The following is a 19,951-nucleotide window of genomic DNA, read 5'->3' as shown; positions in this document are numbered from 1 at the left end:
GGGGTGCATCAGGGGGCGCGTCATGATCCGTCGCCCCGTGCCGTATCGGTCAGGGGCAAAAGATCGGGCAAGCCGCCATCGCCCTCGTCGCCGTCAAAGCCGGTGGCAATCGACTTGCTGGCCTTGGCCCCCAGCGATTTCAGCTTTTCCACCTGGCCCAGCACATTGCCGCTGCCCCGCGTCAGCCGGTCCATCGCATCGCCATAGGATTTCTGCGCCTGCCCCAGATTCTTGCCCATGGCCTGCATCGCATCGACGAAACCCGCCACCTTGTCATACAGCAGCCCCGCGCGCCGGGCAATTTCCTCGGCATTGCGGTTGCGCCGCTCAATGGCCCAGACATGCGACACGGTGCGCAGCGCCATCATCAGCGTGGTGGGGGTGCCGATCATCACGTTCCTTTCCATGGCGTAGGTGGTCAGGTCGTCGGCTTCACGCAGGGCTTCGGACAGCGCCCCTTCAATCGGGATGAACATCACAACATAATCGACCGAGCCATCTTCCATTGTCTGATAGGCCTTGTCAGACAACAGCATGATGTGCCGCTTGATGGCCGCCACATGGCGCTTGCGCGCGGCCAGCCGCAGATCCTCGGCATCGTCATTCACAGCCAGTTCGTAATCCACCAGCGACACCTTGCTGTCGATCACCAGCCGCTTGTCGCCCGGCATGCGCACCACGACATCGGGGCGGTAGCGCCCGCCCTCATCCGACATGCGCTGCGCCTGCAATTCATATTCCACGCCCTGCTGAAGCCCCGACCGTTCCAGCAGCGTGGCCAGGATCATTTCGCCCCAGGCCCCCTGCCGCTGCTTGTCGCCCTTCAGCGCCCGGGTCAGGGCCAGAGCCTCGCGCGACACTTCCTCGGACCGGCGGGTCAACTGGTCGATCTCGGTTTTCAACTGCTGGCGTTCCTTCACCGCACCCTCATGCACGGCGCGCAGTTCCACCTCGAACCGGCCCACATGTTCCTTCAACGGGTTCAGCGTGGCCTCCAGCCGCTCGCGGTTCTGCTTTGACAATTCCTCGCCATGCTGGCGCATCGATTCGTCGGCCAGCAGCTTGAAGCGGTCTTCCATATCCTTGCGGATGGTTTGCAACAGCTCGATCTTTTCGGCGCTGCGCTGGCGTTCCGAGGCAAGGTCGGCCGTCAGGGTGGATACCCGGCGCGCCAGATCCAGCACGCGGCCCCGTTCGGCGTGAAGGTCAGCGCCAAGGCGCTGGCGCTCATCGGTCAGTTCTGCGACAGATTTCTGACGCTGTTCGGCCAGCGTGGCCTGTGCCGCGCCGTGCAGTTCCACGGCGCGCAGGCGGTGGGTCAGGCTGGAAATCTCCTCGGTCCGCGCGGCCTCGGCATCAGCCAGGCGCGCAATCTGCGCCTCTGCCATGCGGGCCTGTTCCGCCGCGTCGCGCAGGGCCGCGTCGCGCGTGGCCACCAGGGCCAAAGCCGCATCGCGCTGCGCCCGTGCATCGGCCAGCCGCCCGCGCAGCACCAGCGCCAGGATCAGCACCAGCAGCGCCACACCGGCCACGATCAGCGTGGGTTGGTCGAACAGCGCCGGATGTGCCGCGACAAACGCGCGCAGCCGTTCCTGCAGGTCGGCGATCACACCATCACCCCGGCCAGTTTCGCCCCGCGTTCGGCCCGCAGGTTGCGCGCCAGCAGGTCCATGCAGGCCATGCGCACCGCCACGCCCATTTCCACCTGATCCTGAATCACGGAACGGTTGATGTCATCGGCCAGCGTGCCGTCAATCTCGACCCCGCGGTTCATCGGGCCGGGGTGCATCACGATGGCATCTTCCTTGGCATAGGCCAGCTTTTCGGCATCAAGGCCAAAGCGGTGATAATATTCGCGTTCCGAGGGGATGAAACCGCCGTCCATCCGTTCCTTCTGCAACCGCAGCATCATCACCACATCGGCGCCTTCCAGCCCCTTCTTCATGTCGTCATAAAGCTCGCAGCCGAAATCCTGCACGCCCGGAGGCATCAGCGTGGGGGGCGCGATCAGGCGGATGCGGTTTTCCATCTTGCCCAGCAGGATCAGGTTCGAGCGCGCCACGCGGCTATGCGCGATGTCGCCGCAGATCGCCACGGTTAGCCGCTGGATGCGGCCCTTGGCGCGGCGGATGGTCAGCGCATCCAGCAGCGCCTGTGTGGGGTGTTCGTGCCGCCCGTCGCCCGCGTTCAGCACCGCGCAATTCACCTTTGACGCCAGCAGGTTGACCGCGCCCGAGGCCCCGTGCCGCACCACCAGCAGATCGGGATGCATGGCGTTCAGCGTCATCGCGGTGTCAATCAGCGTCTCGCCCTTTTTCACCGAGGATTGCGCCACCGACATGTTCATCACATCGGCCCCCAGCCGCTTGCCCGCCAGCTCAAAGCTGGCCTGGGTGCGGGTGGAGTTCTCGAAGAACATGTTGATCTGGGTCATGCCCGCCAGCACGTCGGATTGTTTCACCGTGCGGCGGTTCAGATCGACATAGCGGTCGGCCAGATCCAGCACGGCACGAATCTCGTCCGGGGCCAGGTGTTCGATGCCGAGCAGGTGGCGGGCGCGGAAGGTCATCGCAATCTCCTGTCGCTGTCGGGGCAGATCGTGCCCTGCGCTGCCGTTGCGGCCCGTCACGGCGCGGCGCGGTCCGGGGTGCTTATGGCAAATAGCGGGGGGTGCGGCAACGATCAATCGGGGCGGCGGCGGCAAAGCCTTTACCCCGGCCCGCGCCCGGCTTAGCCTGCTGGAATGGAAAGCATTCTGCATGACATCGATTACCACACGGCGGCGGCGATGCTGCTGTGGCAGGTTGACCTTGGCGCGACCGAGGCGATGGGCGATGCGCCCTTGAACCGCTATGATCTGGCCGATGCGGCCCCGCCGCTGCCGCGACCTGCGCAGGCTGCGGCACCCGCCCCACTGGCCTCTGCCGATCCGGTTGCGGTGGCGCGGCAGATGGCGGCGGCGGCTGCGTCGCTGGAGGGCCTGCATGCGGCGATGCAGGGCTATGACCTGTGCGAGTTGAAGCGCGGTGCGAAAAGCACCGTGTTCAGTGATGGCAACCCTTCCGCCCGCGTGATGCTGATCGGCGAGGCCCCGGGCCGGGATGAGGATATGGAGGGCCGCCCGTTTGTGGGAAAGGCCGGGCAGTTGCTGGACCGGATGTTTGCCGCCATCGGGCTGGCGCGCAGCAGCCCCGACCCGGCGGCGGCGCTATATATCACCAACGTCATGCCCTGGCGGCCCCCGCAGAACCGCGACCCGTCACCCGCCGAGATTGCCATGATGCAGCCGTTTCTGGAACGGCATGTGCAGCTTGCCGACCCCGATCTGATCGTGGTGATGGGCAACACACCCTGCCAGGCGGTGTTAGGCCGCAAGGGCATCACCCGGCTGCGCGGCGAATGGACAACCGGCTATGGCCGCCCGCTGCTGCCGATGGTCCACCCGGCCTATCTGCTGCGCAACCCCGCCTTCAAGCGCGAGGCCTGGGCCGACCTGCTGGCGCTGAAGGCGCGGCTGCGGGGGCTGGCATGACCGGACCCTGCGCCCGACTTCGCAACCTTTTTGCCCGGAGAACCGACCGATGAGCCGCATCGACGAATCGCGTGAGTTTCTGCCGGTGCGGATCGCCGTGCTGACGGTATCCGACACCCGCAGCGCCGCCGATGACCGGTCCGGCGACACGCTGGTCGAACGGCTGACCGGGGCCGGGCATCTGCTGGCGGCGCGCGACATCCTGCGCGATGACCGCGCGGCGATTGCCGCGCAACTGCGCCTGTGGTGCGCCGATCCGGGCGTGGATGTGGTGCTGACCACCGGCGGCACCGGCCTGACCGGGCGCGATGTGACTGTCGAGGCGCACCGTGATGTCTATGAGAAAGAGATCGACGCCTTTGGCACGGTGTTCACCATCGTCTCGATGCAAAAGATCGGCACATCGGCGGTGCAAAGCCGGGCCTGCGGCGGCGTGGCGATGGGCACCTATCTGTTCGCCTTGCCGGGCAGCCCGGGGGCCTGCCGCGATGCCTGGGACGAGATTTTGCGCTGGCAGCTCGACATCCGCCACCGCCCCTGCAACTTCGTGGAAATCATGCCCCGGCTGGATGAGCATCTGCGCCGGAAATGACCCCGCTCAGGGTGCGGGGCAGCCCTTGATCTCCACCGCCCGCGCCTCGCCCAGCACGGTCAGGGTCAGCGCAGAACGGTCCAGCGCAAAGGGTGCACCGCCGGGGCCGACCATTTCGGTCGTGGCGGTCAGGCGGTTGCCGTCGCGCTGGCTGACTGCGCCCGCCGTCCAGACCGATGCCTGACCGGGTTCGACCACCACAACCTCATCACCGCCCATGCTGGGCATGTCGATCACGGCAGTGATGCGCAGCCCGTCGGCAATCGGCTCTACCCGGCACGAGATCTGCGCCAGACCGGCGGCGCGGCCCGTTGTGGGGGCCGCGCGCAAAGCCGCGCTGATCGCGGCATCGGGGGCACCTTTGGCGGGCAGATCGGCCCGCACATCCAGCGTGGCAGGCATGCAGATGTCACGGCACACGCCCAGATCCACCGTGCCGCGCAGCAGGATCGGCTTTGCGGGGTCAATTGCCGTCAGTTCCAGCGGCAGCACCAGTTCGCGGCTGTAGCCGATGGTCTGCATGCCGTTCTGATGGAACACGATGGGGCGCGGCCAGTGAAACCTCACTGACTTCAGGTTCTGCGAACCCGCCCAGTCGAATTGCGGCGGAATGCCCGCCTCGCCCGGGCTGCGCCAGTAGGTTTTCCATTTCGGGGCCAGACTCAGCCGCAGGGCGGCCATGTGGCGGCCATCCGGCTCGCGCCAGCCCGGCAGCAGGTCGGCCTGCACGATGTCGGCGGGTTGCCAGGCCAAGGCGGGCAGGGCGGAAAGCCCGAGGAGGGCAGAAAGGGCGATGCTTTTGATCATGCCGCAAACATAGGCAGACAGCGGCAAAACGAAAATCACAATCCGGCGACAGACCGCTGATGGCTGCGTGATGTGGCACGGCCACCTCTTGAGGGTGCGGCAGGACCGCGCCATATTTGCGAAAAGGGATATGCCAGATGGACCTTGCCGGATCGACGCTTGTGGCCATGCCCGCGATGGGGGATTCGCGGTTTGAACATGCCGTGATCCTGATCTGCGCCCATTCGCCCGAGGGGGCGATGGGTCTGATCGTCAACAAACCCTCGCCTGATCTGGATTTTGCCGGGCTGCTGGACCAGCTGAGCATCCCGCGCGCGCCGGGCGGGCGCGACATCAACGTGCATGTCGGCGGCCCGGTAGAGCGTGGGCGCGGTTTCGTGCTGCATTCGCGGGATTATTCGGCGGGCCGCGCCACGATGCAGGTGGCGGGCGGCTATGGCATGACGGCCACGCTGGATATCTTGCAGGCGCTGGCGCGGGGCGAGGGGCCGGCATCGGCGCTGCTGGCGCTGGGCTATTCCGGCTGGGGGCCGGGGCAGTTGGAGGCCGAGATAGCCCGGAACGACTGGCTGACCGCGCCCGCCCCCGCCGATCTGGTGTTTTCACCCGACAATGGCGCGAAATGGGGCGGTGTGCTGCGCCACATGGGCATTGATCCGGTATCACTGTCAGGCACGGCGGGGCGGGCCTGATCGCGACACAGGATCCTTCGCAGGACTGTGCAAGGTCTTGCGATAGAATTCGCGTTGCGCCAAAGGGTTACGCGGTTCTATTCGCCGTAGGGCACCCAGACCGTTTTCACCTCGGTCGCTTGCCGCAGGAAGGCCCGGCCTTCGCCCGCCGCACCCGCCCAGTCGCGCGCCAGCCCGTTGTTCACCCAGGTGCGTTTCAGGTTCTGCGCCGATTCGCGCTCGACCAGTGCCGAAATGTCGCTGGACGAGAAGCTCCACACGGCATCCACATCCATATGCCCCGCCAGCGTTTTCGCCAGTTCGGCATGGCCGCCGGTGATGATGTTCACCACACCGCCCGGCAGGTCGGATGTATCCAGCACCTGATAGAGGTCGGTCGCGGCCAGCGGGAAGGGTTCTGACGGCACCAGCACGCAGGTGTTGCCCATCGCAATTGCCGGGGCCATCAGGCTGATCAGCCCCAGCAGCGGCGCGTCATCGGGGCACAGGGCACCGATCACACCGCAGGGTTCATTCATCGCCAGCGCCACGCCCCGGATCGGCACCGCTTTCACCGCGCCGTCGAACTTGTCGGCCCAGGCGGCATAGGTGAACAGCCGCTGGATGGATGCCTCCACCTCGGAAGCGCCATTGGCCCCGGTCAGGTCACGCAGGCGGGCGGCAAATTCGGTGGCGCGGGCCGACAGGTTTTCGGCGATGTAGTAAAGGATTTGCGCGCGCGCATGGGCGGTGGTCTTGGCCCAGCCCTTTGCCGCATGCGCAGCCTCAACCGCGTTGCGGATATCCTTGCGGTTGCCGGTGCCCACATGGCCCAGCAGCTTGCCCTTGGGCGACCAGACCTGCTGTGAATAGCCGCCATCGGGCCGCGCCTGCTTGCCGCCGATGTAGAGTTTGGCCGTGCGGTCCAGGCCGGGGGTTTCGGGGTCTTTCGGGGCTGGAAATGCGGCCACGGGTTTCAGCGGTTTGGCCGTCGCGGCGGGTTTCAGATAGGCCAGCAAGCCTTCCCATCCGCCCTCGCGCCCGAACCCCGATTCGCGCACACCGCCAAAACCTGCGGCGGCGTCGAACAGGTTGGTGGCATTCACCCAGACCACGCCGGATTTCAGTTTCGGTGCCACATCCAGCGCCAGATTTATGTTCTCGGTCCAGACCGTCGCCGCAAGGCCGTAGCGGGTGTTGTTGGCCAGTGCCACTGCCTCTTCCGGCGTGCGGAATGTCATGGACACCAGCACCGGGCCAAAGATTTCCTCCTGCATCAGCGGCGATGCGGCGGACAGGCCGGAAATCAACGTGGGCGGGTAGAAACAGCCTGCGGGCAGGGGCGTGGCGGCGCGGTAGGTTTCGCCCTCGGCATTGGCATCGACCATCGCGGTGATCGTGGCCAGTTGCGCGGGGTCGATGATTGCGCCCACGTCAATGCACTTGTCCAGCGGGTCGCCGATGCGCAGCCCGTCCATCCGGCGTTTCAGCCTGGCGTGGAAACGGTCGGCAATGCCTTCCTGCACCAGCAGGCGCGAACCTGCGCAGCACACTTGCCCCTGGTTGAACCAGATGGCATCGACCAGCCCTTCGACGGCTGAATCCATATCGGCGTCGTCAAACACGATGTAGGGCGATTTGCCGCCCAGTTCCAGCGTCAGCGCCTTGCCGGTGCCCGCCGTGGCCTGCCGGATCTTGCGGCCTACGGCCGTGGATCCGGTGAAGGCGATCTTGTTCACGTCCGGGTGGTTGACCAGCGCCGCACCCACATCGCCATCGCCGGTGATGATGTTCAGCACGCCCTTGGGCAAGCCCGCCTCACGGGTGATTTCGGCAAACAGCAGGGCGGTCAGCGGGGTGTATTCGGCGGGTTTCAGCACCACGGTATTGCCTGCGGCCAGCGCGGGGGCCACTTTCCACGCCAGCATCAGCAGCGGAAAGTTCCACGGGATCACCGCACCGCAGACGCCCAGCGGGGCCAGGTCGGGGTGTTCCGCGCCCAGCAACTGCGCCAGACCGGCGTGATAGTAGAAATGCCGGGCCACCAAGGGCACGTCGATATCGCGCGACTCGCGGATCGGCTTGCCGTTGTCCAGCGTTTCCAGCACGGCCAGCAGGCGCGCATGTTTCTGCACCAGCCGGGCGAGGGCATAGAGGATTTTCGCGCGCGCGTGGCCGGGCAGTTTCGCCCACTTTGGCTGGGCACGACGGGCGGCCTTGACCGCGGCGTCAAGCTCCGCCTCCGACGCTTGCGAGACCTGCGCCAGAACCTGTCCGGTGGCGGGGTTGCTGGTGGCAAAGCTTGCCCCGGGTTTGGTGAAGGCCCCGTCGATCCAATGGCCGAACGCGCCATTGTGACGGGTGATCCACGCCATCGCCTCGGCGCTGGATTCGGGGGCGGGGCCATAGGACATGCTGTCGAATATCTCTTTCACATTCATCGGCTTACCCCATCGCATGTCGGTTGGCGGCGCTGTAATGGCCGGTCAGGTGGTGTTCCAGCTGGCGTTCGATGTCGCCCAGCAGGCTGGAGGCGCCAAAACGGAACAGGTCGGGTTGCAGCCAAGGGTGGCCCAGCTCGTCCTTCATCAGTGACAGATAGACCAGCGCATCCTTGGCCTTGGCGATGCCGCCGGCGGGTTTGTAGCCCACCTTCACCCCGGTCCGGTCCATATAGTCGCGGATGCAGCGGATCATGGTCAGGCTGACGGGCAGGGTGGCGTTCACCCCCTCTTTCCCGGTGGAGGTCTTGATGAAATCGGCCCCCGCCATCATGCAGACCAGTGACGCGCGCGCCACGTTGCGCAGGGTGCCCAATTCGCCGGTAGCCAGAATCGCCTTCACATGCGCCTGCCCGCAGGCCGCGCGCATTTCCTGCATCTCGTCATACAGCGCCTGCCAGTCGCCGGTCAGCACATGGCGGCGGGAAATCACGATGTCGATCTCGCGCGCACCGGCCTTCACGCTTTCGCCGATCTCGGCCAGCCGCAGCTTGTAGGGCGACAGCCCCGCCGGAAAGCCGGTGGATACGGCGGCAACGGGAATATGCGTGCCCTCCAGCGCGCGCACGGCAGCCTCCACCATGTCATGATAGACGCAGACGGCCCCGGTTGTCAGCCCTGTCATCCCCAGCTTTTCCAGCAGTTCCGCGCGCACGGGCTGCCGCGCCTTGGCGCACAGGCGTTTCACCCGGCCTTCGGTATCATCCCCCGCCAAAGTCGTGAGGTCGATCAGCGAGATCGCCTTGCACAGCCAGGCCGCCTGAAAATCCTTCTTCACCGACCGCCGCCCGGGCAGGGTCGCGGCACGGCGCTCGATGGCCGATGTGTTGGCCTGCACCGCCGCCACCCAATCCAGATCCAGCGCCATGCCGGGGTTGCGCGGGTGGGCCAGCTGCGGCAGATGCGCTGCTTGCGGCGCGGTGGGGGAAAGATGGGTCTGCAACGCGGCCTCCAGCCCGAATGACGCCGCAGGTTTGCACGGCGCGGGCCTTGCGGGCAAGTGTCGCTGCAACGGCGCGTCTGGAAATTTTACCGGATGGTCAGGATTTCGCCGATTCCACGGGTGCCGCCGATGTCAGAACCGGCGCGATCGGCGCGCCTGGCCTCTCAAACGTGGCCCAGACCCGGCCCGTGTCACTGTCGGGCAGCTCGCCCTGTGACATTTCGCGGTGCATGTGCGCTTTGGCGACGAGGTTTGCGGTGATCGGTGCGGTCAGGAACAGGAAGAGGGCGATCAGCAGCTCATGCCAGCTGACGCTGCCATTCACGGCAAAATACAGCATCGAGGCCAGCAGCACCCCGCCCACGCCTACCGTTGTGGCCTTGGTCGGCGCATGCAGGCGGGTCATGGCGTCAGGCAGGCGCAACAGGCCATAGCTGCCGACAAGCCCGAACAGGCCCGCCACGACCAGCAAGACGGATATGGCAATTTCCGCGATCAGGGGCATGGGAACCTCATTCGATGATGTCGCCGCGCAGCATGAACTTGCAGTAGGCCACCGTGGACACGAAGCCCGTCATGGCAAACAGCAATGCCGCCTCGAAATTCATGCCCGACCCCAGCTTTATGCCGAACAGCACGAGCAGCGCGATCATGTTGATCACCATCGTATCCAGCGCCAGCACCCGGTCGGTCAGCACGGGCGCGCGGATCACGCGGTAAAGGTTGAACAGCAGCGCCAGGCCGAAACAGCAAAAGGCGAAATTCAGGGCGAGGGCGATCATGCGAATATCCTCAGCAGGCGGGATTCGTAGCGCGCCTTGATGTCGTCGCGCACGGCGTCGGGGTCGGGGGCATGCAGGCAATGCACCAGCAGCGCGCGCCCGCAGGCCGACATGTCGGCGGTGACGGTGCCGGGCGTCAGGGTGATGGTGCCCGCCAATACGGTGATCGCCTCGGGTGAGGTCAGTTCCAGCGGCACGGTGATCCATGCCGGGCGCAGCTGCGCCTTGGGCATGAACACCACGATTTTCGCCACCGCGATATTGGCCATCAGAATATCCCAGATCACCAGCAGCACATAGCCGATCACGGCGCGCGGGTTGCGCAGCGGCGGGCGGTCGGGCCAATAGGCGGCAGTCAGCAGCGGAATGACCGTGCCCAGGATCACCGCCATGACCAGGCTGCCGATCTTGAACCCGTTGACCAGCAGCAGCCAGGTGATGATCAGCGTCAGCGTCAGGAACGGGTGGGGGAACAGCCTGCGCATCACACACCCCCGGGCAGGGCATTGGCCCCGATATAGCCTGCGGGCGCATAAAGCTGCGCCGCCGTGGCCTGCATCATCTCCATCACCGGGCCTGCGAAAATGGTCAGGGCCGCCAGCCCGGCCAGCAGGGCAAACACCGCCACAAAGGCCAAAGGCTCGGCTGGCCGCGCATCAGGCTCTGCCGGGCTGGCGTGCGATTTCCAGAACAGCACGCTGCCCGCCCGGGCAAAGCCCATGATGATGACCAGCGAGGTGATCAGGATGGTGGACCAGATCAGCGCCATGCCCGCGCCCCGGCTGGCATCCAGTATCAGCAACTTGCCCAGAAAGCCCGACAGCGGCGGCATGCCTGCGATGGCGATGGCCCCGGCAAAGAACAGCGCCGCGATCAGCCCTTGCTGCGCGATGGCGGGCAGGGCGTGGTGCAGGCTGTCTCCGGCACGGCGGGCTGTGACCAGATCGGCGATCAGGAACAGCACGGCGGCGGCCAGCGTGGAATGCAGCATGTAATACAGCGCCGCGGCCGTGGCCTGCGGGGTGAAGGCCGCGATGGCGATGAACAGCGTGCCCATCGACGCGACGGCGGCAAAGGCCACCAGCCGCGCAAGGCTGGACGCCCCCAGCACGCCGATTGCCCCGACAACCAGCGTCACCAGTGCGGCGGGCATCAGCAGGTCGGCAAACAGGGTGCCGGTGGCCTCGGTGCCGGGCGGAAAGATCAGCGTGTAGATGCGCAGGACGGCATAGGCGCCCACCTTGGTCATCACCGCGAACAGCGCCGATACCGGGCCGGGGGCCTGCGCATAGGTGTTGGGCAGCCAGAAATGCAGCGGCACCAGCGCGCCCTTGATGGCGAACACCAGCAACAACAGCACCCCGGCCACCCGCAGCAGGGCGGCGTCACCCGCAGGCAGCGTGGCCGCCTTTACCGCCAGATCGGCCATGTTCAGCGTGCCGGTCACGGAATAGAGCGTGGCGAGCCCGAACAGGAACAGCGTCGATCCCACAAGGTTGTAGGCGATGTACTGCACCCCGGCCCGCAGCCGCTGCGCCCCGCCGGAATGGATCATCAGCCCGTAGCTGGCGATCAGCAGCACCTCGAAAAACACGAACAGGTTGAAGGCATCGCCGGTCAGGAACGCCCCGCAGATGCCCATCAACTGAAACTGGAACAGCGCATGGAAATGCCGACCCCGCGCGTCCCATCCGGTGCCCACGGCGTAAAGCTGCACCATCAGCGCCAGAAAGGCGGTCAGCGCCAGCATCAGCGCGGCCAGCCGGTCCAGCACCATCACGATGCCAAACGGCGCGGGCCAGTCGCCCAGAAAATACACTTCGGGCGGGTTGCGGCTGGACGCGACCAGCAGCGCAAGCGCGATGGCCAGCAGCGCCACCGTCGCCGCCAGCCCGAAGATGCGCTGCAACAGCAGGTCGCGCCGCATCGCCAGAACGATCAGCGCGCCGATGATGGCGGGCAGCACGACGGGGGCAATGATCCAGTGGGTCACTCTGCGCGCCCCCCGGTTTCGGCCCGGTCTTCCGCCGCATCATCAATCCGGTCAGACCCGGTCGACAGGAACGCCCCCAACGCCATCATCACGATCACCGCCGTCATACCGAATGAAATCACGATGGCGGTCAGCACCAAGGCCTGTGTCAGCGGGTCGGTATAGCCCGACGCCGTCGAGTCAAGGATGGGAGGCAGCCCCACCGTTAGCCGCCCCGAGGCAAAGATGAACACGTTCACCGCATAGGTCAGCATCGACAGACCCACGATCACCGGGAAGGTGCGCAGCCGCAGGATCAGGTAGATACCCGCCGCCGTCATCAGCCCCACGGCGCTGGCTATCAAAGCCTCCATCAGCGGGCCTCCTCTTTCACTGTCCGGCCCGCCGCCGGGTCGATGTCATAAGGGGCCAGGTTCACCGTCTCGCCCGCGCGCAGCGCGATGCGCGACAGGGATGCCAGCGACAGCATCACCGCGCCCAGCACCGTCAGGAACACGCCCAGATCGAACAGCGCGGCGGTGGCCAGCTCGAACGTCTCAAGCGGCCACAGCGTCACATAGCCATAGGCCGAGGTCATGAAGGGCAGGCCGTTGAACCACGCCCCGATGCCGGTGGCAGCAGCAACCAGCACGCCCGATGCGATCAGCGCGTGATAGTCGATCTTCTGCCGCGCGGCGGTCCATTCGAAACCGGACGCCATGTATTGCATCACCAGCGCAATCGCCACCACCAGCCCGGCGATGAAGCCGCCCCCCGGCAGATTGTGCCCGCGCAGGAAGATGAACACCCCCACCATGATGGCCAAGGGCAGGATCAGCCGCGTCGCCACCACCAGCATCAAGGGGTGACGGTCGCCCGCATCCTGCGATTCCGCCTTCCACAGCCGCAGCCGGTCATTCGCCGGGCCGGGCCGCAGGATGGATTCGGTCAGCGCATAGATCACCAGCGCGGCAATCCCCAGCACCGTGATCTCGCCGAATGTGTCATAGCCGCGGAAATCCACCAGGATCACGTTCACCACATTGGTGCCGCCGCCCTCGGTCTTGGCATTGGCCAGATGATAGGCCGCGATGGTGTCAAAGGCGAAATCCCGCGTCATCAGCGCATAGATCAGGCCGCCTGCCCCCAGACCCGCCAGCGTGGCAATCACCCCGTCGCGCAACCGGCGCGCGCCGCCCGATTCAGCCGGCGTGGTTTTCGGCAGATAGTTCAGCGCCAGCAAGAGCAGGATCACCGTGGCCACCTCGACGCTGATCTGGGTCAGCGCAAGGTCAGGCGCCGACAGATAGGCAAAGCCCACCGACACCATCAGCCCCACCACCCCCACCAGTATCAACACCAGCAGCCGCTGGCGGTGCAGGGCGACGATGGCGCAGGTAGTCACCATCAGCAGCGCCCAGCCGGCGGCAGGCACCAGTGCTACAGGCGTCAGTGCATGGTCGCCCTGCTGATGGGTGCCCGAGACAAAGGCCCAGACCCCGGCGGCCAGAATGGCCAGCGTGGCGATGGCGAAATACCGCGTGACTGCCCCGTCATGCAACGCATCGGTGATGCGGCGGGAAAGGGTGGCCAAGGGCTCCACCAGCCCGTCAAAGATGCGCTTGGCCTCGGGGCGGGGGGTGCCCTCCCACAGCCGCGACAAGGGGGCGAACAGGCCCAGCAGCATCAGCCCGCCGCCAATGGCCGCCAATGACATCCACAGCGCCGCAGGCTCCAGCCCGTGCCAGTGGCTGATCTTTACCTCCACCGCCGCGCCGGTCACTGCCCCCGCCGCCGCATCGACCAGCCAGGCCGCAGTCGCCATCGGCGCCAGCCCGATCAGAACCACCAGCCCCGCCAGCAGGGCAGGGGCCGCCCAAAGACCAAAACCGGGGTCATGCGGGCGGTGCGGGTAATCGTCACGCATCGGGCCAAGGAACACATGCGCCACAAAGCGGAAACTGTAGGCTACCGAGAACAATGCCCCGATGGTCGCCAGCACGCCCACCAGCCAGGGGTTCTGCCACCAGACGGTATGCGCGGCCTCTTCCAGCATCAGTTCCTTGGAAAGGAACCCGTTCAGCGGCGGAATGCCCGCCATCGACAGCGCAGCGAGGGTGGCAATCGCAAAGGTCACGGGCATCAGCACGCGCAAGCCCCCCAGACGGCGGATGTCGCGGGTATGCGCCTCGTGATCCACGATGCCTGCGGTCATGAACAACGCGGCCTTGAATGTGGCGTGGTTGATGATGTGAAACACCGCCACCGTCGCCGCCGCCTTGGTGCCAAAGCCCAGCAGCATGGTGATCAGGCCCAGTTGGCTGACGGTGGAAAACGCCAGCAGCGCCTTCAGATCATGCTTGAACAGCGCGATCTTGGCCCCCAGCAGCATCGTCACAAGGCCCGTGGTGGCGACAATGTAGAACCATTCGGGCGTGCCCGCCAGCACCGGCCACAGCCGCGCCATCAGAAAGAGGCCCGCCTTCACCATGGTCGCCGAGTGCAGATAGGCGGAAACGGGCGTGGGCGCGGCCATCGCATGCGGCAGCCAGAAATGGAACGGAAACTGCGCCGACTTGGTGAAACACCCCAGCAGGATCAACAGCAGCGCGGGCAGATACCAGTCGGATGACTGGATGGCGACCTTTTGCGTCAGGATCACCGACAGGTCATAAGACCCCGCGATATTGCCCAGGATCAGCATGCCCCCGATCAGCGCCAGCCCGCCCGCGCCGGTGACGGTCAGCGCCATGCGGGCGCCCTGCCGCCCCTCGGGCAGATGTTTCCAATAGCCGATCAGCAGGAACGACGACAGCGAGGTCAATTCCCAGAACACCAGCAAAAGCAGGATGTTGTCGGACAGGACGATACCCAGCATCGCGCCCTGGAACAGCATCAGATAGGTGTAGAACTGGCCCATCGGATCGGCCTTGGCCAGATAGAACCGGGCATAAAGGATGATCAGCAGCCCGATGCCCAGGATCAGCCCCGCAAACAGCAGGCCCAGCCCGTCCAGCATGAAATTGGCGTTCAGGCCCAGTTGCGGCAGCCATTCGATGCGGGTCTGCACCACCTCGCCGCGCAGCACGGCGGGGGCGTTCAGCCCCAGCAGCAGCAGGGCAAGCGCCGTGACGGCACCCGTGCTGACGGCGCAGGCAGTGCGCCCCGCGCGGATCATGAGGCCGGGAAGAAGCGCGCCAAGAAACGGCAGCGCGGCGATCAGGGCGAGAGACATACCGGGGCGGTTTCCGTTCTGGTTATGTGCGGTCGTGCGGGTCGCGGCGGGTTGCCCTGTGGTCCGGGCCCGGCCTTTGTCGGGGGCAAAGGCCAAGCCTGTCAAGGCGCTGTGACCCTGTTTGCCCGCAACAACCCCGGATGCCAACCGGCCCTGACAGATTTTTCGCAGAAAAATCGTCGCACCCCGCCCAACGATTTTTCTGCGAAAAATCCTTTCCGCCGGTGTGGCACGGCCGTCGTGCGTTAACCTTCCCGCATCGCCGCGTTCTGGTCGATCAGATAGCGCTGCGACAATGGTATCGCCGCCGCGCCCAGAGACCGGGCCTGCGCCCCCACCGTGCCCTCGCGGATCACCGGCGCCTCGACCCCCGACAGATCCAGCCGGTGCAGCGCGTCATGGGTGCGCCGCGTCACCTCGGCCCGCACGTCGGTTGGCATCCAGCCGTCGATCAGCACGGTTTCCAGCTCCATCAGGGTGGCCGCGCTCAGCGTGGCGCTGGCAAGCCCCATGGCCGCGCGGTCCATCCAGGCCGACAGGATCGGCGCGCTGACATGCCAGCGGTCCGGGCTTTCCCACAGATGGTCCGACGGTTCGCCCGCCGCATCCATCATGCCTGCCAGCACAGACATCGACGCGGCATCAAACAGCCGCTGCATCCGCCCGTCCGGCCCCGGCACCGGCATGGGGCCAACCCCCGCCGCATTGCCGGTGCGCCCGGTGAACAACTGTCCATTCAACACCAGCCCGCCGCCAATGAATGTGCCGAAATAGAAATAGAGGAAATCCTTGGGCCGCTCGCCGGTGCCGAACACCAGTTCCGCCCCGCAGGCCGCCGTGGCATCGTTCTGCACATAGACCGGCATGCCGGTCAGCGCCGCAAGTTCGGCCTGGATGTCGCGGTCGCGCCAGGCGTCCATCTCGGCCTGCGGCGCACCGATGGAGCGCACCCAGTTCCACAACTGAAAGGGCATGGCCACGCCCATGCCACCCACGCGGCCCCGCGCGGCCTCGGGCAGGGCGGCCAGCGCCTCGGGCAGGGCCTCGGCCACAAAGGCGATGACCGCGCCCGGGGTGGGAAAGCGGTAGATGCGGCGGCGCGTGGTGATCACCCCGCCCAGAAAGTCGATCAGCGTCAGATCCGCCGAACGTCGCCCGATCTTCAGCCCCAGGAAATAGGCGCCATCCGCCGCCAGCGACATCGGCACCGAGGGCTGGCCGATACGCCCCCGGATCGGCTCGCCCCGCTGCAGCAGCCCGTCGGATTCCAGCGCGCGCATGATGACCGACACCGTTTGCGCCGACAGGCCGGTGATGCGCGCGATATCCGATTTTGCCAGCGCGCCATGCTGACGCACCAAAGACAGCACCAGCCGCTCGTTATGCGCCCGCATTCCCGACTGGTTGGAGCCGCGCAGCCCCACGCTGTCGGTGGCGGGGCGGTCGGTGGCGGTCTCCGCTGCATGGGGCACGGTCGGGGCTTCCTCGGGCGCTGGGAACAGGGTCAGGTCGGGTCGGCTATCACGCCTTTGCGCAGGATGACATTTGCGAAAAGCGCGGTTTCAGAGGTGGCCACGATAGTATGCGCGGCGCGGATGCGGGGATAGAGGTCAGCACCGCCCAGCGGCCTGACCGCAAAGCCCGGATGCCGGGCCCCGCAGATTGCGTCGATCCGGTGGTGGATTGTCGCGGCTTGCGCCGGGTCGTTGTTGAGCGCCGCGCGAAAGATCGCGTGATCGGTGGCGGTATCCAGCGGCAGCACCGTCAGTATGGCATCCAGCAGGGCCGGCAGGCCGTGGCCATCGGCGCGCACCAGACGGCGGGCATGCTCCTGCGCGGGGTAGTTGCCATCGACAATGGCAATCTCGTCGCCATGCCCCATCGAGCGCAACGTGAACAGCAATTCCGGCCCAAGAATGGATGGTAGTCCGATCAGCATCTTGCAAACTTTCCTTGCCGTCGGGTGCAGGGGCGCTGCCATGGCTGCGCCGTCTTTCCCCGTGGCAGTCTCCTCCCCTTGCGCGGTCTTTGCCCGGTCTTGGGGGCGCGCACCGCGTCATCATGAACCCCGAGAGTGCGCAGGATAGCGGCCTCTGTCAATAATAAATCAGAGTGATTTAATTAACTTGACGCAGCGCCGGGAATCGGGTTTTTTGTGCCCATCGCAGCGGGAGGACACTGCTGGCGGGAGTGAAGCGAAACGGCGGGGAACCCCGCCACTTGGGAGGATATACGCAATGAAACTGAAAACGACCCTGTGCATGGGGGCAGCCGCGCTTGCCTTTGCCGCCGCTCCGGCCTTTGCGGAATCGCATGCCGTGGCCGCCTGCCTGATCACCAAGACCGACACCAACCCCTTCTTCGTGAAGATGAAAGAGGGTGCCGAGGCCAAGGCCGCCGAACTGGGCGTCGCGCTGAAATCCTATGCCGGCAAGATCGACGGCGATCATGAATCGCAGGTCGCGGCCATCGAGGCCTGTGTCGCAGATGGCGCCAAGGGCATCCTGATCACCGCCTCCGACACCAAGGCCATCGTTGATTCGGTGAAGGCCGCCCGCGACGCCGGTGTTCTGGTCATCGCGCTGGACACCCCGCTTGACCCGATCGACGCGGCTGATGCCACCTTTGCCACCGACAACTTCCGCGCCGGGCTGCTGATCGGCCAGTGGGCCAATGCCACGCTGGGCGCCGAAGCTGCCAATGCCAAGATCGCGCTGCTGGATCTGGCCATCAGCCAGCCGTCGGTTGACGTGCTGCGCGACCAGGGCTTCCTGCAAGGCATGGGCATCGACCTGGCCGACCCGAACAAATGGGGCGACGAGACCGATCCGCGCATCGTCGGCAACGAAGTGACGGCCGGCAACGAAGAGGGCGGGCTGAAGGCGATGGAAGCCCTGCTGGCCAAAGACCCCGACATCAACGTGGTCTACACGATCAACGAACCCTCGGCTGCCGGTGCTTATGAGGCGCTGAAGGCTGCGGGCAAGGAAGGCGTGCTGATCGTTTCGGTTGACGGCGGCTGCCCGGGCGTGGCCGATGTGAAGGATGGCGTGATCGGTGCGACCAGCCAGCAGTATCCCCTGTTGATGGCCTCGCTGGGCATCGAGGCGATTGCCAAATTCGCCGCCGACGGCAGCAAGCCCGTCCCCAGCGAAGGCAAGGATTTCTTCGACACCGGCGTGGCGCTGATCACCGACGCCCCGGTCGAGGGTGTGGAATCCATCGACAGCACCAAAGGCACCGAGCTTTGCTGGGGCTGACGCAGCGGAAACAGCGCGGTTGATTTGCAACGGCGCTTGACCGAACATTGTTGCGCAAGGGCGGCCATCGCGCCGCCCTTGTCATAACTGCGGCCCGGCGGTGGCGCGGGCGTGAAGTGGAGGGGACCGGAATGGCTGTAGATGCAAAGACGGCATCGAGTTTCGAAGAGGGGCTGAAAGGCGCCTCCGAGAAAGTTGCCGAATTCAAGGAAGACAAGGGCCTGCTGAAACGCCTGCAACACTGGCTGCATCAGACGCCCTCGGCAGTGCCCATGATCGTGCTGGTCGTTGCGCTGATCATCTTTGGCGTTCTGTCTGAGAACTTCTTCAAGGCTGGCACGCTGTCAACCATCCTGCAACAGATCGCCATCGTGGGCATTCTGGGCTGCGCCCAAAGCATCGTGGTGCTGACGGCGGGCATCGACCTGTCGGTCGGCGCGATTGCGGTGTTTTCCTCGGTCCTGATGGGGCAGATGAGCTTTCGCTACGGCATCCCGGCCGAGGTTTCCATTGCCATCGGTCTTGTGCTTGGCACGGCCATGGGCGCGGTGAACGGCTTTCTGATCGCCAAGATGAAACTGCCGCCCTTCATCGTGACGCTGGGCACATGGCAGGTGCTGCTGGCCTCGAACTTCATCTTTTCGGCCAATGAAACCATAAGATCCTCGGATGTCGAGGCGCAGGCCCCTGCGCTGGGGTTCTGGGGCGGGGATGTGACCTTCTGGGGCGTGCCGATGCTGCCCGACGGATCGCGCCCCGATCTGGCGACGGCAGAGACCGTGATCCTGACGACGAATGCCGCGGCGGGCACGGGCGTAAAGGTGCTTTACGCCGTGTTCCTGATGATCGCGCTGGTGGCGGTCATGGCCTATGTGCTGCGCCATACCGCCTGGGGCCGGCATGTCTATGCCACGGGCGACGACCCGCAGGCCGCCGAACTGGCCGGTGTGCCCACGCAAAAGGTGCTGATCCAGGTCTATGCGCTGGCCGGGCTGTTCTGCGCCATCGCGGGTTGGGTGATGATCGGGCGGTTCGGATCGGTCTCGCCCACCGCCTCCACGGGGCAGTTGGGCAACATCCAGTCCATCACCGCCGTGGTGATCGGGGGGATATCGCTGTTCGGCGGGCGGGGCAGCATCGTGGGCATGTTCTTTGGCGCGCTGATCGTGGGCGTGTTTGAAATGGGTCTGCGTCTGGTCGGCACAGACCCGCAATGGACGTTCTTCCTCATCGGCGTTCTTATCATCTTCGCCGTGGCCGTGGACCAGTGGATCAGAAAGGCAGCCGCATAATGGAACCCATTCTCAAAGGCCGCAATCTGGTAAAGCGGTACGGCAAGGTAACGGCGCTGGACCATTGCGATTTCGAGCTTTACCCGGGCGAGATCCTTGCCGTGATCGGCGACAACGGGGCGGGCAAATCGTCGCTGATCAAGGCGATGTCGGGCGCGGTCATCCCCGACGAGGGCGAGATTTTTCTCGAGGGAAAGAAGGTTGCCTTCAAGACGCCGATCGAGGCGCGGGCCCATGGCATCGAAACGGTGTATCAGACGCTCGCCATGTCGCCCGCGCTGTCCATCGCCGACAACATGTTCATGGGGCGCGAATTGCGCAAGCCCGGCATCATGGGCACGGTGTTCCGCCAGCTTGACCGCCC

At 65.7% G+C, this 19,951-nt stretch carries 19 protein-coding genes; 6 read left to right on the top strand and 13 right to left on the bottom strand.

Annotation, left to right across the window (positions count from 1 at the left end):
- Window positions 1-20: 20 nt before the first annotated feature.
- Both GEU84_RS07735 and GEU84_RS07730 read right to left on the bottom strand, forming a co-directional pair.
- Window positions 21-1,610, bottom strand: a complete 1,590-nt coding sequence (locus GEU84_RS07735; protein WP_174539401.1) for a DNA recombination protein RmuC — start codon at window positions 1,608-1,610, stop codon at window positions 21-23.
- Entirely contained in the window at window positions 1,607-2,569 is a 963-nt protein-coding gene (locus tag GEU84_RS07730; RefSeq protein WP_174539400.1) for an aspartate carbamoyltransferase catalytic subunit, read from the bottom strand. The genes GEU84_RS07735 and GEU84_RS07730 overlap by 4 nt, the downstream gene beginning before the upstream one ends.
- A 174-nt stretch (window positions 2,570-2,743) precedes the next feature.
- Here GEU84_RS07730 and GEU84_RS07725 point away from each other — a divergent pair, with 174 nt between their 5' ends.
- Window positions 2,744-3,532 (top strand): uracil-DNA glycosylase, encoded by a 789-nt coding sequence (locus GEU84_RS07725; protein WP_241427619.1) that lies wholly within the window; start codon window positions 2,744-2,746, stop codon window positions 3,530-3,532.
- Between the two features lie 49 nt (window positions 3,533-3,581).
- On the top strand, window positions 3,582-4,124 hold the full coding sequence (moaB, locus tag GEU84_RS07720; protein WP_174539399.1) for a molybdenum cofactor biosynthesis protein B: 543 nt from the start codon (window positions 3,582-3,584) through the stop codon (window positions 4,122-4,124).
- A gap of 6 nt (window positions 4,125-4,130) precedes the next feature.
- Here the strand turns inward: moaB and GEU84_RS07715 are convergent, their stop codons facing one another.
- A complete protein-coding gene (locus tag GEU84_RS07715; protein WP_174539398.1) occupies window positions 4,131-4,931 on the bottom strand; it encodes a protein-disulfide reductase DsbD domain-containing protein in 801 nt (266 codons plus the stop codon).
- A 137-nt stretch (window positions 4,932-5,068) separates the two neighbouring features.
- Between GEU84_RS07715 and GEU84_RS07710 the strand changes: the two genes are divergently transcribed.
- Window positions 5,069-5,623, top strand: a complete 555-nt coding sequence (locus GEU84_RS07710; RefSeq protein ID WP_174539397.1) for a YqgE/AlgH family protein — start codon at window positions 5,069-5,071, stop codon at window positions 5,621-5,623.
- A gap of 77 nt (window positions 5,624-5,700) precedes the next feature.
- On the opposite strand, the gene GEU84_RS07705 is transcribed toward GEU84_RS07710, so the two are convergent.
- The 10 genes from GEU84_RS07705 to GEU84_RS07660 form a co-directional block, all read right to left on the bottom strand.
- Window positions 5,701-8,043 carry an aldehyde dehydrogenase family protein gene (locus tag GEU84_RS07705; RefSeq protein WP_174539396.1) on the bottom strand — a complete coding sequence of 781 codons (2,343 nt, stop codon included), beginning with the start codon at window positions 8,041-8,043 and terminating at the stop codon, window positions 5,701-5,703.
- Window positions 8,044-8,047: 4 nt separating this feature from the next.
- Entirely contained in the window at window positions 8,048-9,046 is a 999-nt protein-coding gene (deoC, locus tag GEU84_RS07700) for a deoxyribose-phosphate aldolase (RefSeq protein ID WP_241427618.1), read from the bottom strand.
- Window positions 9,047-9,143: 97 nt separating this feature from the next.
- The gene (locus GEU84_RS07695; protein ID WP_174539395.1) at window positions 9,144-9,551 is read right to left on the bottom strand and encodes a Na+/H+ antiporter subunit G; all 408 of its coding nucleotides are present in this window, start codon (window positions 9,549-9,551) and stop codon (window positions 9,144-9,146) included.
- Window positions 9,552-9,558: 7 nt separating this feature from the next.
- A complete protein-coding gene (locus tag GEU84_RS07690; RefSeq protein WP_174539394.1) occupies window positions 9,559-9,828 on the bottom strand; it encodes a K+/H+ antiporter subunit F in 270 nt (89 codons plus the stop codon).
- Complete coding sequence (locus GEU84_RS07685; RefSeq protein ID WP_174539393.1) at window positions 9,825-10,316, bottom strand: Na+/H+ antiporter subunit E; 492 nt, start codon at window positions 10,314-10,316, stop codon at window positions 9,825-9,827. The genes GEU84_RS07690 and GEU84_RS07685 overlap by 4 nt, the downstream gene beginning before the upstream one ends.
- The gene (locus GEU84_RS07680; protein ID WP_174539392.1) at window positions 10,313-11,821 is read right to left on the bottom strand and encodes a monovalent cation/H+ antiporter subunit D; all 1,509 of its coding nucleotides are present in this window, start codon (window positions 11,819-11,821) and stop codon (window positions 10,313-10,315) included. Before GEU84_RS07680 ends, GEU84_RS07685 begins: the two co-directional genes overlap by 4 nt.
- A complete protein-coding gene (locus GEU84_RS07675; RefSeq protein ID WP_174539391.1) occupies window positions 11,818-12,174 on the bottom strand; it encodes a Na+/H+ antiporter subunit C in 357 nt (118 codons plus the stop codon). The genes GEU84_RS07680 and GEU84_RS07675 overlap by 4 nt, the downstream gene beginning before the upstream one ends.
- A complete protein-coding gene (locus GEU84_RS07670) occupies window positions 12,174-15,035 on the bottom strand; it encodes a monovalent cation/H+ antiporter subunit A (RefSeq protein WP_174539390.1) in 2,862 nt (953 codons plus the stop codon). The genes GEU84_RS07675 and GEU84_RS07670 overlap by 1 nt, the downstream gene beginning before the upstream one ends.
- A 245-nt stretch (window positions 15,036-15,280) precedes the next feature.
- Complete coding sequence (locus GEU84_RS07665) at window positions 15,281-16,507, bottom strand: ROK family transcriptional regulator (protein ID WP_420899275.1); 1,227 nt, start codon at window positions 16,505-16,507, stop codon at window positions 15,281-15,283.
- Window positions 16,508-16,539: 32 nt separating this feature from the next.
- On the bottom strand, window positions 16,540-16,974 hold the full coding sequence (locus GEU84_RS07660; protein WP_174539389.1) for an RbsD/FucU family protein: 435 nt from the start codon (window positions 16,972-16,974) through the stop codon (window positions 16,540-16,542).
- A gap of 298 nt (window positions 16,975-17,272) precedes the next feature.
- Between GEU84_RS07660 and GEU84_RS07655 the strand changes: the two genes are divergently transcribed.
- The 3 genes from GEU84_RS07655 to GEU84_RS07645 form a co-directional block, all read left to right on the top strand.
- A complete protein-coding gene (locus tag GEU84_RS07655) occupies window positions 17,273-18,295 on the top strand; it encodes a sugar ABC transporter substrate-binding protein (protein ID WP_174539388.1) in 1,023 nt (340 codons plus the stop codon).
- 131 nt (window positions 18,296-18,426) lie between these two features.
- Entirely contained in the window at window positions 18,427-19,587 is a 1,161-nt protein-coding gene (locus GEU84_RS07650) for an ABC transporter permease (RefSeq protein ID WP_174539387.1), read from the top strand.
- A partial coding sequence (locus GEU84_RS07645; protein ID WP_174539386.1) for an ATP-binding cassette domain-containing protein occupies window positions 19,587-19,951 on the top strand: 365 nt, incomplete at its 3' end. The genes GEU84_RS07650 and GEU84_RS07645, both read left to right, overlap by 1 nt.

Origin of the sequence: Fertoeibacter niger (assembly GCF_009380135.2) — a bacterium.
In the GTDB taxonomy this organism is placed as follows: Bacteria; Pseudomonadota; Alphaproteobacteria; order Rhodobacterales; family Rhodobacteraceae; genus Fertoeibacter; species Fertoeibacter niger.
This window is presented reverse-complemented; position numbering and strand designations above follow the sequence as displayed.

Bases quoted from the DNA above. Each gene is read 5' to 3' on its own strand.
- GEU84_RS07705 (WP_174539396.1), bottom strand. From the start codon at position 8,043: ATGAATGTGAAAGAGATATTCGACAGCATGTCCTATGGCCCCGCCCCC.
- GEU84_RS07660 (WP_174539389.1), bottom strand. From the start codon at position 16,974: ATGCTGATCGGACTACCATCCATTCTTGGGCCGGAATTGCTGTTCACG.
- moaB (WP_174539399.1), top strand. From the start codon at position 3,582: ATGAGCCGCATCGACGAATCGCGTGAGTTTCTGCCGGTGCGGATCGCC.
- GEU84_RS07730 (WP_174539400.1), bottom strand. From the start codon at position 2,569: ATGACCTTCCGCGCCCGCCACCTGCTCGGCATCGAACACCTGGCCCCG.
- GEU84_RS07715 (WP_174539398.1), bottom strand. From the start codon at position 4,931: ATGATCAAAAGCATCGCCCTTTCTGCCCTCCTCGGGCTTTCCGCCCTG.
- GEU84_RS07690 (WP_174539394.1), bottom strand. From the start codon at position 9,828: ATGATCGCCCTCGCCCTGAATTTCGCCTTTTGCTGTTTCGGCCTGGCG.
- GEU84_RS07650 (WP_174539387.1), top strand. From the start codon at position 18,427: ATGGCTGTAGATGCAAAGACGGCATCGAGTTTCGAAGAGGGGCTGAAA.
- GEU84_RS07695 (WP_174539395.1), bottom strand. From the start codon at position 9,551: ATGCCCCTGATCGCGGAAATTGCCATATCCGTCTTGCTGGTCGTGGCG.
- GEU84_RS07675 (WP_174539391.1), bottom strand. From the start codon at position 12,174: ATGGAGGCTTTGATAGCCAGCGCCGTGGGGCTGATGACGGCGGCGGGT.
- GEU84_RS07725 (WP_241427619.1), top strand. From the start codon at position 2,744: ATGGAAAGCATTCTGCATGACATCGATTACCACACGGCGGCGGCGATG.
- GEU84_RS07655 (WP_174539388.1), top strand. From the start codon at position 17,273: ATGAAACTGAAAACGACCCTGTGCATGGGGGCAGCCGCGCTTGCCTTT.
- GEU84_RS07710 (WP_174539397.1), top strand. From the start codon at position 5,069: ATGGACCTTGCCGGATCGACGCTTGTGGCCATGCCCGCGATGGGGGAT.
- GEU84_RS07670 (WP_174539390.1), bottom strand. From the start codon at position 15,035: ATGTCTCTCGCCCTGATCGCCGCGCTGCCGTTTCTTGGCGCGCTTCTT.